The organism is Rhizobium atlanticum (assembly GCF_030182485.1).
Taxonomy (GTDB): domain Bacteria; phylum Pseudomonadota; class Alphaproteobacteria; order Rhizobiales; family Rhizobiaceae; genus Rhizobium.
This window is the reverse complement of record NZ_JAQJCJ010000014.1, coordinates 131,113-145,652: the sequence shown is the minus strand read 5'-3', so window position 1 is coordinate 145,652 and position 14,540 is coordinate 131,113. Positions and strand designations below refer to the sequence as shown.

16 protein-coding genes are annotated in these 14,540 nt (G+C 61.3%); 9 read left to right on the top strand and 7 right to left on the bottom strand.

What is annotated here, in order from left to right:
- Positions 1-202: 202 nt before the first annotated feature.
- Positions 203-949, bottom strand: a complete 747-nt coding sequence (locus PH551_RS21045) for a L,D-transpeptidase (protein ID WP_285194805.1) — start codon at positions 947-949, stop codon at positions 203-205.
- Positions 950-1,177: 228 nt separating this feature from the next.
- Here PH551_RS21045 and PH551_RS21040 point away from each other — a divergent pair, with 228 nt between their 5' ends.
- Together PH551_RS21040 and PH551_RS21035 are read left to right on the top strand one after the other, a co-directional pair.
- Positions 1,178-1,807, top strand: a complete 630-nt coding sequence (locus PH551_RS21040; RefSeq protein ID WP_085777094.1) for a DNA-3-methyladenine glycosylase I — start codon at positions 1,178-1,180, stop codon at positions 1,805-1,807.
- Positions 1,804-2,304 carry a hypothetical protein gene (locus PH551_RS21035; RefSeq protein WP_285194804.1) on the top strand — a complete coding sequence of 167 codons (501 nt, stop codon included), beginning with the start codon at positions 1,804-1,806 and terminating at the stop codon, positions 2,302-2,304. Before PH551_RS21040 ends, PH551_RS21035 begins: the two co-directional genes overlap by 4 nt.
- A 12-nt stretch (positions 2,305-2,316) precedes the next feature.
- On the opposite strand, the gene PH551_RS21030 is transcribed toward PH551_RS21035, so the two are convergent.
- The gene (locus PH551_RS21030; RefSeq protein ID WP_183702912.1) at positions 2,317-3,021 is read right to left on the bottom strand and encodes an HAD family hydrolase; all 705 of its coding nucleotides are present in this window, start codon (positions 3,019-3,021) and stop codon (positions 2,317-2,319) included.
- 255 nt (positions 3,022-3,276) lie between these two features.
- Here PH551_RS21030 and PH551_RS21025 point away from each other — a divergent pair, with 255 nt between their 5' ends.
- Positions 3,277-4,326: an aldo/keto reductase gene (locus tag PH551_RS21025; RefSeq protein ID WP_285194803.1), complete on the top strand. Its 1,050-nt coding sequence runs from the start codon at positions 3,277-3,279 to the stop codon at positions 4,324-4,326.
- Between the two features lie 71 nt (positions 4,327-4,397).
- On the opposite strand, the gene copM is transcribed toward PH551_RS21025, so the two are convergent.
- From copM to PH551_RS21010, 3 genes are all read right to left on the bottom strand, one after another.
- The gene (gene copM / locus PH551_RS21020) at positions 4,398-4,757 is read right to left on the bottom strand and encodes a CopM family metallochaperone (RefSeq protein WP_285194802.1); all 360 of its coding nucleotides are present in this window, start codon (positions 4,755-4,757) and stop codon (positions 4,398-4,400) included.
- A 75-nt stretch (positions 4,758-4,832) separates the two neighbouring features.
- Positions 4,833-5,201 carry a hypothetical protein gene (locus PH551_RS21015; RefSeq protein WP_085777099.1) on the bottom strand — a complete coding sequence of 123 codons (369 nt, stop codon included), beginning with the start codon at positions 5,199-5,201 and terminating at the stop codon, positions 4,833-4,835.
- A 78-nt stretch (positions 5,202-5,279) separates the two neighbouring features.
- Positions 5,280-6,044 (bottom strand): hypothetical protein, encoded by a 765-nt coding sequence (locus PH551_RS21010; RefSeq protein WP_285194801.1) that lies wholly within the window; start codon positions 6,042-6,044, stop codon positions 5,280-5,282.
- Between the two features lie 128 nt (positions 6,045-6,172).
- Here PH551_RS21010 and hisS point away from each other — a divergent pair, with 128 nt between their 5' ends.
- The 3 genes from hisS to hisG all read left to right on the top strand — a co-directional run bounded on the left by hisS (position 6,173) and on the right by hisG (position 9,738).
- Entirely contained in the window at positions 6,173-7,744 is a 1,572-nt protein-coding gene (hisS, locus tag PH551_RS21005; RefSeq protein WP_285194800.1) for a histidine--tRNA ligase, read from the top strand.
- Positions 7,745-7,924: 180 nt separating this feature from the next.
- Positions 7,925-9,046 carry an ATP phosphoribosyltransferase regulatory subunit gene (locus PH551_RS21000; protein ID WP_285194799.1) on the top strand — a complete coding sequence of 374 codons (1,122 nt, stop codon included), beginning with the start codon at positions 7,925-7,927 and terminating at the stop codon, positions 9,044-9,046.
- Positions 9,043-9,738, top strand: coding sequence for an ATP phosphoribosyltransferase (gene hisG / locus PH551_RS20995; protein ID WP_285194798.1), 696 nt, complete (start codon positions 9,043-9,045; stop codon positions 9,736-9,738). The genes PH551_RS21000 and hisG overlap by 4 nt, the downstream gene beginning before the upstream one ends.
- A 77-nt stretch (positions 9,739-9,815) precedes the next feature.
- On the opposite strand, the gene PH551_RS20990 is transcribed toward hisG, so the two are convergent.
- Complete coding sequence (locus PH551_RS20990) at positions 9,816-10,235, bottom strand: DoxX family protein (RefSeq protein WP_085777104.1); 420 nt, start codon at positions 10,233-10,235, stop codon at positions 9,816-9,818.
- 201 nt (positions 10,236-10,436) lie between these two features.
- On the opposite strand from PH551_RS20990, the gene PH551_RS20985 reads away from it, so the two are divergent.
- The 3 genes from PH551_RS20985 (at position 10,437) to PH551_RS20975 (ending at position 13,242) form a co-directional block, all read left to right on the top strand.
- On the top strand, positions 10,437-11,147 hold the full coding sequence (locus tag PH551_RS20985; RefSeq protein WP_285194797.1) for a glutathione binding-like protein: 711 nt from the start codon (positions 10,437-10,439) through the stop codon (positions 11,145-11,147).
- Positions 11,148-11,593: 446 nt separating this feature from the next.
- A complete protein-coding gene (locus PH551_RS20980; RefSeq protein ID WP_285194796.1) occupies positions 11,594-12,337 on the top strand; it encodes an SDR family NAD(P)-dependent oxidoreductase in 744 nt (247 codons plus the stop codon).
- Positions 12,334-13,242 carry a sigma-70 family RNA polymerase sigma factor gene (locus tag PH551_RS20975; protein WP_285194795.1) on the top strand — a complete coding sequence of 303 codons (909 nt, stop codon included), beginning with the start codon at positions 12,334-12,336 and terminating at the stop codon, positions 13,240-13,242. The genes PH551_RS20980 and PH551_RS20975 overlap by 4 nt, the downstream gene beginning before the upstream one ends.
- A gap of 323 nt (positions 13,243-13,565) precedes the next feature.
- Here the strand turns inward: PH551_RS20975 and PH551_RS20970 are convergent, their stop codons facing one another.
- Entirely contained in the window at positions 13,566-14,012 is a 447-nt protein-coding gene (locus PH551_RS20970) for a hypothetical protein (protein ID WP_285194794.1), read from the bottom strand.
- Positions 14,013-14,540: the final 528 nt, after the last annotated feature.

The following is a 14,540-nucleotide window of genomic DNA, read 5'->3' as shown; positions in this document are numbered from 1 at the left end:
CTACATGATCTTCTGCCCGATTCAAGATCGACATGGCCGGATAAAGCAATTTTGACGAGTGGAGCCGCCTGTCTTAGCGGCTTCATAGAGCATTTCCGTATTTCTCCGAAACACGAAAATGCTCCATCTCGTTGTTTTTACGGAATTCCCAACGCAAAACCGCTGAACACTCTTGCTGGTGCTCCAGCTTTTGCGTGTGCCGTTACATGACGATAACGCGGGTTCCGACGTTGACGCGGTCGTAGAGATCGACGACGTCCTCGTTGCGCAGGCGGATGCAGCCGGAAGAAACGGCGCTGCCGATTGACCAGGGCGCGTTGGTGCCATGGATGCGGTAAAGCGTCGAGCCAAGATACATGGCGCGCGCGCCAAGCGGGTTTTCCGGGCCGCCGTCCATGCGCGCCGGCAGATAATGGCCCTTGGCGGCCTCGCGGCTGATCATCTCGGAAGGCGGCGTCCAGTCCGGCCATTCCGTCTTGCGGGTGATCTTATGGACGCCCGCCCATTCGAAGCCCGGCTTGCCGACGCCGACACCGTAGCGCCGCGCCTTGCCGCCGTCCATGACCAGATAGAGAAAGCGGTTGTTGGTGTCGATGACGATGGTCCCGGGCTTTTCCGTGGTGTCGTAATCGACCATCTGCGGCAGATATTGCGGCTCGATCGGATGGCGGATCGCCGGTATGCCGGGATTGATCGCCGAAACGGTCTGAGGGGCCGGCTGCGGCGCCTGACGCATGATGCGGCGCTGGAAAAGACCACGCTGCTGCGGCTGCACCACCGGGCGCTGATAGACGACAGGCCGGACCTTGCCGCCGAGCTGATTGATCCACGGTCCGGTCAGATCGGGGCTGAGGATGATTGGCGGACGGGTGGCGTAGCGGTCGTCCGCAATGGCGGCCGTGGAGAAGATGCCGCAGAAGGCTGCGGCTAGAAAAAGGTGTTTCATCATCGGACGAACTCTCTACAAATGACCGAAAATGGACTGGCGGGACGGATCCGCTCGCACAGACGCTGCCACCCCATCCGCCAGCGAATGGTAAAGATTGATCCGTGAAAAACCGACGGGCCGAATAAACTTTTCGTCAGGGTTACCGATCGGTTTGGAAAGACGGTTTGCAAATGGTAAAGCCGGAATCATGACTGGTGAGCGAAGCGGATCCCCGAAAATGAAGCGGACATGAGCACGAATGGCATCATCATCGGCGAGGACGGCAGGAGCCGCTGCCACTGGCACGCCAACCTGCCGGACTATCTCAAGTACCACGACGAGGAATGGGGCCGGCCGGTCACCGACGATATCCGCCTGTTCGAGAAGATTTGCCTCGAAGGATTTCAGTCCGGCCTTTCCTGGCTGACCATCCTGCGCAAGCGGGAGAATTTCCGCGCCGCCTTTGCCGGTTTCGATTTCGAGAAGGTTGCCCTCTTCGGTGAGCGGGATGTGGCCCGCTGCCTGGCCGATGCCGGCATTATCCGTCATCGCGGCAAGATCGTCTCCACGATCAACAATGCCAGGCGCGCCATCGAACTTAGGGACGAATTCGGCTCGCTCGCCGGTTATTTCTGGCGCTACGAACCCGGCCACAACGAGCGGCCGGCTGTGGTCGATCGCGACCACATCGTCGCCAATCCGACGACGCCGACATCGGTCATCATTTCGAAGGATCTGAAGAAGCGCGGCTGGACCTTTGTCGGCCCGACCACAATTTATGCCTTCATGCAGGCGATGGGCCTCGTCAACGATCATCTGGAGGGTTGTTTCTGCCGGCCCGAGGTGGAGGCGATGCGCGCCGTGCTGGTTCGACCATGAAAGATCTGTCCGTGAAAATATTGTTCGCTGCCCTTGCCCTGTTCTTCTTGCCGGCATTTGCCGCGGCGCAGACGCCGCAGCTCGATCGCGGCGAGAAGCTGGAGAAGCTGCAGTTTCCGGCCGTCACGATGCAACTCAAGGGATGGACGAAATTCGGCAATAGCCATGTTTACACGCTGCCGGTGCGCGCCGGTCAGCACGTGAAGATCGATTTTTCCACCAAGAGCAAGTTCGCCTTCCTGGCGATCTTCGACCTGTCGAAACCCGATGACGAAGCTTTCTTCGGCACCGATGAGGACGGCATGAGCTACCAGACGACGGTGAAGGAAAATACCACCTGGCTGCTGCGGCCCTATTACTCCAAGGTCTCGCCGCGCCGCGGCCTCGGCGCCCCCTTCAGCATCCTGATCGAGCCCTTGACCGCAGCCCCGCAGCAGCCGCCGGCTGAGCCGGAATCGCCCTCACTGTTTCCGAAGGCGCCTCCCAGGGCGAAGTGAGGCGCGGCCGCGCTATGCGAGCCCGTCGATCAGTTCGCGCAATTCGCCGAGATGGCCGATCTTGCGGAAGCGCGGCGCTTCCGTCGGTTCGTCCACATGTTCCAGCACCCAGGTGAGTTCGTGCGGCACGAAGACGCCGTAGCTGCCGGCGGCGATCGCCGGCACGATATCCGATTTCAGCGAATTGCCGACCATCATCGCTCGCTCCGGCCCGTCGCCAACCTTGGAGAAGATGCGGCGATAGGTGACGGCAGTCTTGTCGGACACGATCTCGACGGCATCGAAGAAGTCGCCGAGCCCGGATTGGGCGAGCTTACGCTCCTGGTCGAAGAGATCGCCCTTGGTGATCATGACAAGCAGATACTTGCCGGCGAGCGCCTCCAGCGTGTCGCGCGCATGCGGCATCGTCTCGACCGGATGGCTGAGCAGGTCGCGGCCAGTATCGAGGATCTTGGCGATGACGCTCGCCGGCACCTTGCCCTCGGTGATCTCGATCGCCGTCTCGATCATCGATAGGGTGAAGCCCTTGATGCCGAAGCCGTAGTGGCGAAGATTGCGTTTCTCGGCTTCCAGCAGCCGCTCGGAGATCTTCGGGCCTTCGGCGAAATCGGCAAGAAGCTCGGTAAAATGAGCTTCCGTCAGTCGGTAATATTGTTCGTTCTGCCAAAGCGTGTCGTCGGCGTCGAAGCCGATCGTCGTCAGTGCTCGCGTCGTCACATGTGCACCTCTTGAACTATGGCCGGCAATCTATCGGCCGCCTGTGTCGAGACAAGGGCTAAGTCGAGACAAGGGCGTCAGCCTTCGATGCGACAAGGCCTGGCGTTGAAAAGCGCCGCCGTCGCACTACATCGAATGGGCCTCACCCAGCAGCCAGCCACGGCTGTGCCTGTCGCGCGCAGGCCAATAATCAAAAGATGAAGTTCTTCCGTTCGCAAGTCCCTCTTGCGGCAGACACAAAGGATTTTTTCGACCATGCGTTACAATCAACTCGGAAATACGGGACTTTTTGTCTCGGAAATCTGCCTGGGCACGATGACCTTCGGCGAAGCCAAAGAAGGCAGCATGTGGGGCGCCATCGCCGATGTCGACCAGAATGCCGCCGACCGGATAGTCGAGCGCTCGCTGGCAGCAGGCGTCAATTTCATCGACACGGCCGATGTCTATTCATCAGGCGAGTCCGAAAGGCTGCTCGGCCAAGCGCTGAAGAACCTCGACATCCCCCGCAAGGACGTCGTCATCGCCACCAAGGTCTATGGCGTCATGGGCGACAAGCCGAACGACCGCGGCGCCTCGCGCGGCCATATCATGGATTCGGTCGAGGCGAGCCTCAAGCGGTTGCAGACCGATCATATCGACCTCTATCAGATCCACGCGACAGATACGGTGACGCCGATCGAGGAGACGTTGCGCGCTTTCGACGATCTCGTTTCGCGTGGTCTTGTGCGCTATATCGGCGTCTCCAACTGGCAGGCCTGGCGCATTTCCAAGGCGCTCGGTCTCTCCGAACGCCGCGGCTTTGCCCGGTTCGAAACGGTGCAGGCCTATTATTCCATCGCCGGCCGTGATCTCGAACGGGACATCGTGCCGATGATGCAGGAGGAAAAGCTCGGCCTGATGGTCTGGTCGCCGCTCGCCGGCGGCCTGCTCTCCGGCAAGTATGGTCCGGGCGCCCCCGGCAACGGCGAGGGCCGCCGCGCCAATTTCGACTTCCCGCCGGTCGACAAGGGCAGGGCCTGGGCCTGCGTCGCCGTCATGCGCGAGATTGCCGAAAAGCATGGCGTCAGCGTCGCGACCGTTGCGCTCGCCTACATCCTCGCAAAGCCTTTCGTCACCTCGGTCATCATCGGCGCTAAGCGTGTCGATCAGCTCGACCAGAACCTCGCCGCCGTCAGGCTGAAGCTCGACGAAGGCGATATGCAGAGGCTCGACGAGGTAAGCGCGCTGGCGCCTGAATATCCGGGCTGGATGCTGGCAAGGCAGGGAGCCGGCCGACGCCCGGCCGATTTCGAGCCGAAGGACTGATCGCCGAAATCCGGTCCAGCACTTCGCAGGGACGCCGGAAAGATCCGGCGTCCCCGTTTCCAGACGATCGGCTATTTGCCGTGAGCTTTGAGCCAGGCATTCATCTCCGTAATCTCGGCTTCCTGTGCCTTGATGACGGCTTCGGCGAGTTTGCGCAGATCGGGGTCCTTTCCGTACTGGAGCTCGATCTTGGCCATGTCGATCGCTCCCTGATGGTGGGGGATCATGCTGCGGACGAAATCCGTATCGGCGTCGCCACTGTACTTGATCATCATATCCTCGTGCATCTTGTCGTTCGCCTTCTTGAACGCCTGGCTGGAGTCGTCGTGGCCGGTCATCGGCTTGCTCATGTCCATGGGTTTGTCTTTGGCAAGAGCGGGCGAAGCAAGGGCAGCGAGCACTGCGGTGATGGCGATGATTTTCAGAGACATGAGAGTTCCTTCCTCTGTCTGACAATAGGTTTTTGGGCGGCGCCTGCCGCCCGTTCGGCATGAAAGAATCCGAGATCAGAACATTCGGGGAGGGGGCGCCAGCGGAGCAGGGCGATCGTCATCCAGGACGCGGGCAAGCGCCGGCGCGGGATAGGCGAAAACCGGCTTTACACCAGCGGCCGTCATGGCCGCCGGCGGCAGCAACAGACAGGCCGCACAAAGTGGCATTTGCGCCGCCCTGCCGGCAGCGCAGGGATCTTTCAGCGCCTGCGCCTTGCCCGTCGCTCCGGACATGTCCATCCCGGCCATCGCGTGATCCATGGTGGCGGACTTGGGGGCCGCCGGCCCGTTCATCGATGCGCATGTCGGACAGCCTGCCCATGCGGACATCGCGCTGTAGACCAGCCAGCCGAGTACCATCGTCATGAGAGCGAGCGTGCGCATGAGTTCCAATGTAGGCAAATCCCGACGGAAGCCAAGTCAGTAACGCAAATCTCAATCGTCGACGGCGCGACAGGCCTTTCACCAGGCGGCAATCACCTTGTGTTCGATCCGGTAATCCCTGCGCTCTTCGCCGAGCGGAGCGACCGGCCATGTCCAGACCGCTTTCGCCGGTGGCGGGGCGATGCCATGCAGCAAGTCGGCCTCCTCATGTGTTTTGCCGTTGCGGTCGATGACGGCATAGGCGATGTCGGTCACGAGGCAATGCCGGCAGGAAAGTCCCGAAAGGCCGCTGAGATGCGCAGCGACCAGCCTCTCCACAGTGTCTTCAGGCATTCGACCGGCCGCCTCTGCCTCATGGCGCCGTTTCACGCCGCGGCCGATCTGCGACAAGAGATTGGCGGAAACCACGAAATCGAGATAGGGCACGCTACGAAGGAAGCCGAGCGGTTCGGCTTCTTGCCCGGCCGCGAGTTCGTCATAGCCGGAGAGATCGCGCTCGATCAGCCGGACGTTGCGATAGCCCTTGGCCGCAAGCCACAGCCGTACTGAGGCGAGATGAACGAGATCGATGAGCACGACCGTGTCGAAATCGCGTACCAGCTCGTCGATCGGCACGTCCCGCAACAGGCCGGAGCCGAGCACGACGGCGGTCCGTTTCTGACGGAGCCCGGCCGCCGCCGCACGGATCGCATTGCGGCTCTTCTCTTCGTGGTCGGCCCAATTACGGGCGCAGCGTCCAGCCCGCGACCAGAGATTGACGGAATAGCGGATGAACTTTCGATGGCGCTTGCCGGTCAGCGGCAACGTCGCGGCATAGAGGAGCGCCTCGGTGATCATGAGCATATCCGCATTCTGAACAATGCCTCTCGTTCAATCGATTCCGGCAGTGCCATCAAGGCCCTTCGCCCTTGCCGCTCCCCGCCCAATCCGCTAGGACACCGCCACTGTCACAGTCAGCGGAATTCCCGGAAATGAACGACAAGCAGAAGAAACCGCAAAAGCTCAAGGCCCGCCTGCCGCGCGGCTTCGTCGACCGCTCGGCCGACGATATCCGCGCCGTCAACGAGATGACGGCAAAGATCCGGGAAGTCTATGAGCATTATGGTTTCGATCCTGTGGAAACGCCGCTGTTCGAATATACCGATGCGCTCGGCAAGTTTCTGCCCGACAGCGACCGGCCGAACGAGGGCGTCTTCTCGCTGCAGGATGATGACGAGCAGTGGATGTCGCTGCGTTACGACCTGACGGCGCCGCTTGCCCGCCACGTCGCGGAAAATTTCAACGAGATCCAGCTTCCCTACCGCACCTATCGCGCCGGCTACGTCTTCCGTAACGAGAAGCCCGGCCCCGGCCGCTTCCGCCAGTTCATGCAGTTCGATGCCGATACCGTGGGCGCGCCTGGTGTTCAGGCCGATGCCGAAATGTGCATGATGATGGCCGATACGCTCGAGGCCCTCGGCATCAAGCGCGGCGACTACGTCATCCGCGTCAACAACCGCAAGGTTCTGGACGGCGTCTTGGAGGCGATCGGCCTCGGCGGCGACGACAAGGCCGGCCAGCGGCTCAACGTTCTGCGCGCCATCGATAAGCTCGACAAGTTCGGGCCGGAAGGTGTCTCGCTGCTCCTCGGCCCCGGCCGCAAGGATGAATCGGGCGACTTCACCAAGGGCGCCGGCCTCAATCAGGAGCAGATCGACAAGGTGCTGTTCTTCGTCGGCATCAAGGATTATGCCGAAAGCGCCGGACGTCTGGCCGAACTCGTTGCGGGGACGTCAAAGGGCGTCGAAGGCGTCGAGGAACTGAATTTCATTGGCGCGCTCGTTGCGAGCGCCGGCTATGGCGCCGACCGCATCAAGATCGACCCCTCGGTCGTGCGCGGCCTCGAATATTATACCGGCCCGGTCTATGAGGCCGAGCTTCTCTTCGACGTCACCAATGAAAAGGGCGAGAAGGTCGTCTTCGGCTCGGTCGGTGGCGGCGGCCGTTATGACGGCCTGGTCTCCCGCTTCATGGGCCAACCGGTGCCGGCGACCGGCTTTTCGATCGGCGTCTCGCGCCTGATGACGGCGCTGAAGAACCTCGGCAAGCTCGGAGCGAGCGCGGTGATCGAGCCGGTGCTGGTGACGGTGATGGACGGCGACGTCGAGGCGATGGGCCGCTATCAGAAGATGACCCAGCAGCTGCGCGCCGCCGGCATCCGCGCCGAGATGTTCCAGGGCAACTGGAAGAAATTCGGCAACCAGCTGAAATATGCCGACCGCCGCGGCTGCCCCATTGCCATCATCCAGGGCGGCGACGAGCGCGCCCAAGGCGTCGTGCAGATCAAGGATCTGATCGAGGGCAAGCGGCTCTCTGGCGAAATCGAGGACAATGCCAGCTGGCGCGAGGCCCGCGTGGCGCAGGAGACGGTTGCGGAAGCCGATCTCGTCACCAAGGTGCGAGATATCCTTGCGGCGCAGGCGGAAGATCGGAAGAGGGCAGGCTCTCGCTTCGAAACTCCATATGATCCCGCTCAAGCCGGTGACACAGATGACGACATTTGAGAGAGAACTCCCCTTCTCCCCTCGGAGAGAAGGTGGCTCGAAGGGTCGGATGAGGGGGCGCCACGGCAGAAGCTGTCCTTCGCTCGCCGCTCAGGACATTCGTCGTTTACACTCCTCATCCCCCTCATCTGCCCTGTCGGGCATCTTCTCCCCGTTGGGGAGAAGAGGGAAGTCAACCCAATGCCCCTGATCAACCTCCCCGAATTCTCCAGCGAGCTGCTTGCCGAATTTGACGCCCGCAACGCGGAGCGCATCGATACGCCGGTCATTCAGCCGGCCGAGCCGTTCCTCGATATTGCCGGCGAGGATCTGCGCCGGCGCATCTTCATGACCGAGAGCGAAACTGGCGCCAGCCTTTGCCTGCGCCCCGAATTCACCATCCCCGTCTGTCTGCGCCACATCGAGACGGCGACCGGCACGCCCAAGCGTTACGCCTATCTCGGCGAGGTCTTCCGCCAGCGCCGCGACGGCGCCAATGAATTCTATCAGGCCGGCATCGAGGATCTCGGCGACATCGACATACCGGGCGCCGATGCGCGCGCCATCGGCGACGCCACCGGCATTCTCGCCCGCCTGCTGCCGGGCCGGCGCTTAGCCGTGACGTTGGGCGATCAGGCGGTGTTCGAGGCGGTCGTCCAGGCGCTCGGCCTGCCGCTCGGCTGGCAGAAGCGACTGATCCACGCTTTCGGCAACATGAGGCAGCTGGAGGCGCTGCTGGCCGGCCTCGTCAGCCCGCAATTCGTCACCGGCCTTGACGATGATATCGCCAGGATTGTTGCATCAGGCGACGATCAGGCGCTGGTCGCCCATATCGAGCACGAGATGCAGGCGACGGGTTACTCGACGAATGCCAGCCGCTCGCCTCTGGAGATCGCCCGGCGCCTCAAGGAAAAGCTCATCCTGTCCGAGACGCGTCTCGACGATGCCGCCTTCCATGTGCTGGAACAGTTCCTGTCGCTGCACGTACCGCTCGTCAATGCGTCCGCAGCACTTGCCGGCTTTGCCGACGCTGCCGGCCTGAAGCTCGGCAATGCGCTGTCGCGCTTCAACGGCCGCGTTGCCGCCCTTGCCGATGCCGGCGTCGATCTGTCCTGCCTGGACTATCGCGCCGCTTTCGGGCGTCCGCTCGATTATTACACCGGTCTCGTCTTCGAGGTGACGGTGGAAGGTTCGAGCGCGGTTCTAGCCGGCGGCGGCCGCTTCGACCGGCTCTTAACCTTCCTCGGCGCGACGGATCGCATTCCGGCTGTCGGCTTCTCCTTCTGGCTCGACCGCATCGAAACCGAAAGGGCAACCGCATGACCATCACGATCGCGCTCCCCTCGAAGGGTCGGATGAAGGACGACGCTTCGTCGATATTCGAGCGGGCCGGCATGCCGATCTCGGCGGTTGGCAACGACCGCTCTTATCGCGGCCGCGTCGAAGGCTGGGATGATGTCGAGATCGCCTTCCTGTCGGCGTCGGAAATCTCCCGCGAGCTCGGCAACGGCACCGTCGATTTCGGCGTTACCGGCGAGGACCTCATGCGCGAGGGCTTTTCCGAGGTCGACAAGCGTGTCGAATTCTGCGCCCGGCTCGGCTTCGGCCACGCCGATGTCGTCGTCGCGGTGCCCGAGATCTGGCTCGATGTCGACACCATGGCCGATCTCGGCGATGTCGCCGCCGATTTCCGCGCCCGCCACGGCCGACGCCTTGCCATCGCCACCAAGTACTGGCGCCTGACCCAGCAATTCTTTTCGAGCCAGCATGGCATCCAGCTTTATCGCATCGTCGAAAGCCTGGGTGCCACCGAGGGCGCTCCCGCCTCCGGTTCGGCCGATATCATCGTCGATATCACCTCCACCGGCTCGACGCTACGGGCCAATCATCTGAAGGTGCTCCAAGACGGTGTCATTCTGCATTCAGAGGCTTGCCTCGTGCGTGCCCGCAAGGAGAGCCACGTGGACTCGCCGGTCGTGCAGGCGATCGTCGACGCGGTGCGCGCCGCCCTCTAATCTCTACTATCAACGCGTAAGAAAACCCGCCGTCAGTTCAATGACGGCGGGTTTTGCATGCTTGGGAGGAGATGGAATTAGCGGGCAGCGACGGCCTGCAGACCACGGCGTGCGTCGATCGAATAGGCACCGGCGCCGACGGTGGCGAGCAGGATGTACGCGCCGGCCAGCGTGATGTTCTTCATAACCATGATCTGGTTGAGAATGTTCACGAGTTCCGTGCCGCTAGCGTAGGGCAGATGGAAGGCAACGCCCGTAAAGACACAGAAGCCAGCGAGCAGCCAGCCGGCAATACGGACCTGGAAGCCTGCGAGAACCGCAAGGCCGGCCAGCAGTTCGAAAAGGCCTGCGACATAGGCCAACAGGGTTGCCGCCGGCAGGCCGGCACCGGCGATCATGCCCGCAGTACCGGCGGGATCGGTCAGCTTCATGAAGCCGGAAAGGATGAACATGAATGACAGAAGAATGCGGGCAATCAGGATGATGGCGTTCGACATGGATATTGTCTCCGTTTGAAGGCTCGGGAGATCTTGGTGCCCCGGCACGCTGTGGATCTCTGATACCCCTATGTCGCCGATTTCTTCCGTCATGGAAAGATAAACAGAAGGGGACGCTTCGTTCAACAATATGGAACAATACCCTCGCTTGCCTTTCCGGAGCATCGTCTTCTATGGTCGGCCGATAATATGGAGTCTCTTATGGCAGATCTTTCCGCATTTCCGATCACCACGCGCTGGCCGGCGAAAAATCCCGATATCATCCAGCTTTATTCACTGCAGACGCCGAACGGGGTGAAGGTATCGGTCGCCCTCGAAGAGCTCGGGCTCCCCTATGAGCCGCACTATATTTCCTTTGCCGCCAACGAGCAGAAGTCGCCGGAATTCGAATCGCTCAATCCGAACGGCCGCATTCCGGCGATCATCGATCCGAACGGGCCTGGGGGAAAGCCGATCGGGCTGTTCGAATCTGGCGCCATCCTGCTCTACCTCGCCGAAAAGACCGGAAAGCTCATCCCCGCCGATGCCGCCGGCCGCTATGAATGCATCCAGTGGGTGTTTTTCCAGATGGCCGGGATCGGTCCGATGCTCGGTCAGTTCGGCCATTTCCACAAATTCGCCGCCGACAAGGTCGCCAATAATTCCTATCCCGTGGAGCGCTACCGCGATGAATCCAAGCGGCTGCTCGGCGTGCTCGAAGGCCGGCTGAAAGGCCGCCAATGGATCATGGGTGATCAATATACGATTGCCGACATCACCACTTTCACCTGGGTCCGCGGCGCCGATATCTTCTATGGCGGCCGTGAGATTCTCGAATATGCGAAGTTCCCCGCCGTTTCCGATTGGCTAGAGCGCTGCATCGCGCGCCCGGCAAGCGCCAGAGGCCTCAACATTCCTGTCAAACCGGAGTAACGGACGATCCGCCGGCAAATGCAAAAGGCCGCCCTGCCGCCCGGCCACTAACGTGGAATCGTGAGGACCATCTTAAGCAAAACCCCAATAACCCTGGTGGTCGGGGCATTACTCATGCCGGAGATTTCCTCAGACATTCAAGGCGGCTTCGATTGCCTGTCCCTTCCGGGGAGCGAACGTCAACCTTTGCAAGAACCCGCATCGGCCGAAATTCGGGATCGCCTCAGATGTGGAGGATCGGCGCGATAGGTCAACCGGAACAAGCAACCCCGTATCAAGGGCGCGATCCGCTTCGGCTGGCGACCGCAATCACGGCGGCATTCGGTCGAGCCAGACTTTTTTGACGCTGGCTTCCACAAATCGCAGATGGCGATGACTCTTTTCACCTCCTTGAACCGTCGTTGTTGCGACCGTCGTCGAGCGGTCGAATGAACGAGGACTGAGAAATGGATCTGGAAGGAAAGCGAATTGTGGTCGTCGGCGGGAGCCGCGGCTTGGGGAGTGGGCTTGCCGAGGCATTCCTTGCTCGCGCTGCCGAAGTCACCGTGGTCGCCCGAACCGCGACGGCTGTGCAGGGGCCGGCTGAGCAACTGGCCGTCACCGCCATATCGGCCGATGCAACTGATGCCGACGCGGCGTGGCGGATCATGGAGCAGACGCGACCTGATGTCGTCATGATGAATGCCGGTGCGAAACCGCCCATGGAGCGGATCGACCGGATTGGCTGGGAGGCATTCACGACCAACTGGAATGTAGACGTCAAGGCCGCGCTCCATTGGGTACAGGCTGCCCTGACCTTGCCAATGGCGCCGGGCGGGCTCTTCGTGCTGGTCTCCAGCGGAGCCGCCGTGCAGGGATCCCCACTATCGGGAGGTTATGCCGGCGCCAAGCGCGCGCAGTGGTTCATTGCAAAATATGCCGACGACTTGTCGGCGGAACTCGGCCTGGGCTTGCGGTTCCGGGTCATCGTTCCCCGGCAGATGTTCGTTGGAACTGGTGTGGGCGATACCGGAATCGGGGCCTATGCTGCGAAGGCGAGTCGGACATTTGCCGAACAGGCCGCCACCTGGCCGGACATGACGCCGCGGGCTTTCGGTGATACGGTCGCCGAACTGATCGGCGATTCCGGCCTCGCTGAGGCCATGGTCTATGCCGTGCGTGGGGATACGGGTGTGACGGTCATCGAATGACGAAAGACCCAGCTCTCGGGACTGAAGAGAGGAAAACTCTGCTTGCAGACCTGGCCAGGGAAGCGGACGCGCTTCGCCCCCAACTGCATCGTTACGCTGCTCGTCTGGTGGGTTCGGTGATCGACGGCGAGGACGTGATTCAGGACGCGTTTGCCAGGGTATTTGCGACGGCTGGCTCGATCCCACCTGGCACGCCGCTGCGGCCGTGGCTGTTTCGCATCGTCCACAATCGAGCCATAGATTCCCTGCGCCAGCGCAGTACGCGCCGGTCGGAGCCCCTTGAGATGGCCTTTGATCTGCCCGATATCAGCGCAGTCGGTCCTGAGGACGCGCTGATCCGGCGGGACACGGTGCGGGTCGCCCTGGGTCATTTTGCAGAATTGCCGGTGCCGCAACGCAGCGCAGTAATCCTCAAGGATGTGTTGGGAGAGTCGCTTGCGGATATCGCAGCGCTGCTCGAACTGAGTGTCGACGCCGTCAAGGCCCATCTGTCGCGCGGTAGGGCGAGATTGCGTGCGATCTCCGACGTGCGGTCTGACGTTGCGCCGTTGCCAAGTCCCGAGGCCCTGAACTTTGCAGCGCTCTTCAACGCCCAGGATTGGGACGCGCTCCGTCGCTTGCTGGCCGATGACGTTCGGCTTCGCCAGGCGCGACGGCCTGAAATCTCGGGTGCCGCCGATGTCGGTCGATTTTTCACCTATTATGCCGAATATCCGCGAGTCCGGGTCGAACCGGCCTGGCTGGAAGGCAGGGAAATTTTCCTGGTTTCGGCCGAACCGGCGAGCGGGCCTTCCTATTTCATGCTGCTCGAATGGCGGGGGCAAGAGATAAGCCTGATCCGCGACCATCGCTATGCGACCTATGTCATGGATGGTGCTGATGTCATGCCGGCCGCATCGCGGTGACCGATACTGATCGAGACGTGCTTCCTCGCGGCCCGCTATGCGCCGCCACTTGCGGACGTTTCGTAAAACATGACTATTCCCGCTATGCCAAAGGGTACGCTGCGATTCCTCTTTGATTTTGCGGCCGGCGGCCGCTTGCGGGCGGGTGATGAAGCTACCCAATCCAAATTGGCCGTCGGACCGCTTGATGCGAGTAGAAATAGTACGGATGGCTGCAATGGACCCGTCGGTCGTGGGCTGAAAATGTGGACCGCAAAATTTAGCGATTCCACATTTACGTTAGTAGCTGGGCCCTGAGCCGCCTTTATCTAGCGTCGCCGGTCTTATTGCCGGCTGGTGATCTGCCTTGCGCCTTCGAGCTTGAAGCGAGGGAAGATGAAGACGCCGGTCATGCTGCCGCTGTATTTCTCCTCGAGCCCGTTCGACTCGCCCATGCAGAACAGTGGCTGGCGCAAGCCGTTCGGCATGATGATTGTCGTTGAAAAGCAGAAGGAGGAGCAGTGCGTCGCCGCCTGCTCGAACAGTTCCAGCACGCGGGCTCGATCCTGGCTATCGTAGCAGCGGATCAGGTTAAGCAGCCCGCATTCCTCGGCGGAGAGGCCGTGCAGCATCGCGCTCCATTTGCCGAGACGGATCAGGCCGCTCGAAAAATCTCCGGTCCAGCTTTCGGAAACCGACAACTGCGCCAGCATCTGGTGATTTTGATGGTTGTCGTTCAGCGAGCCGGTCATCAAGGGCACGGCTCCATTGGCTTTGGCGATCTTAAACAAGGCGTTCCCCAGTTCGGATGCGGCTCCTCCGCCGCACGCTCGGCAAACACAAAGAAACAGGATCATGGGACGGCGGGCATGATGCCCGCGCCTACTTCGGCGATCGTTGCAGCCATTCGAGTCTGCGGACCTGAGCCCTTCGAATACGCATTAGGCATCGCCTTCCCGCGCTCGTCTGACAGCGAAAAATGATCGTGGCCGGGCGCGCATCAATTGCAGCCGCGGATTTATAGGAGCTTTTGCACAAACGGCAACGGCTTTTTGAGCCTGTTCGGATCGGCATTATTTGTGAGAGATGTCGGCATCATCACGCTCTTCAGCCAGAAGTGACCAGTTTCGGCATTTTTCGAACGGTTTAGCATCTATTGCGTGAGAAACCTTCCCCCGGAAGCAATCTCCCGCGCACTTTCCGGCATTGGAAAAAGAGCAGCGACGCAAGCCTGACGAAAGCTTCGAGGTCGGCTGACGCGCTGCACGGGATAAAATAGTGCGCAACGGAACGAATCGCAGCGGACAAAAGAAAAGGGC

Coding starts and splice junctions, on each gene's coding strand:
- PH551_RS21045 (WP_285194805.1), bottom strand. CDS start 949: ATGATGAAACACCTTTTTCTAGCCGCAGCCTTCTGCGGCATCTTCTCC.
- PH551_RS21040 (WP_085777094.1), top strand. CDS start 1,178: ATGAGCACGAATGGCATCATCATCGGCGAGGACGGCAGGAGCCGCTGC.
- PH551_RS21035 (WP_285194804.1), top strand. CDS start 1,804: ATGAAAGATCTGTCCGTGAAAATATTGTTCGCTGCCCTTGCCCTGTTC.
- PH551_RS21025 (WP_285194803.1), top strand. CDS start 3,277: ATGCGTTACAATCAACTCGGAAATACGGGACTTTTTGTCTCGGAAATC.
- copM (WP_285194802.1), bottom strand. CDS start 4,757: ATGTCTCTGAAAATCATCGCCATCACCGCAGTGCTCGCTGCCCTTGCT.
- PH551_RS21015 (WP_085777099.1), bottom strand. CDS start 5,201: ATGCGCACGCTCGCTCTCATGACGATGGTACTCGGCTGGCTGGTCTAC.
- PH551_RS21010 (WP_285194801.1), bottom strand. CDS start 6,044: ATGCTCATGATCACCGAGGCGCTCCTCTATGCCGCGACGTTGCCGCTG.
- hisS (WP_285194800.1), top strand. CDS start 6,173: ATGAACGACAAGCAGAAGAAACCGCAAAAGCTCAAGGCCCGCCTGCCG.
- PH551_RS21000 (WP_285194799.1), top strand. CDS start 7,925: ATGCCCCTGATCAACCTCCCCGAATTCTCCAGCGAGCTGCTTGCCGAA.
- hisG (WP_285194798.1), top strand. CDS start 9,043: ATGACCATCACGATCGCGCTCCCCTCGAAGGGTCGGATGAAGGACGAC.
- PH551_RS20990 (WP_085777104.1), bottom strand. CDS start 10,235: ATGTCGAACGCCATCATCCTGATTGCCCGCATTCTTCTGTCATTCATG.
- PH551_RS20985 (WP_285194797.1), top strand. CDS start 10,437: ATGGCAGATCTTTCCGCATTTCCGATCACCACGCGCTGGCCGGCGAAA.
- PH551_RS20980 (WP_285194796.1), top strand. CDS start 11,594: ATGGATCTGGAAGGAAAGCGAATTGTGGTCGTCGGCGGGAGCCGCGGC.
- PH551_RS20975 (WP_285194795.1), top strand. CDS start 12,334: ATGACGAAAGACCCAGCTCTCGGGACTGAAGAGAGGAAAACTCTGCTT.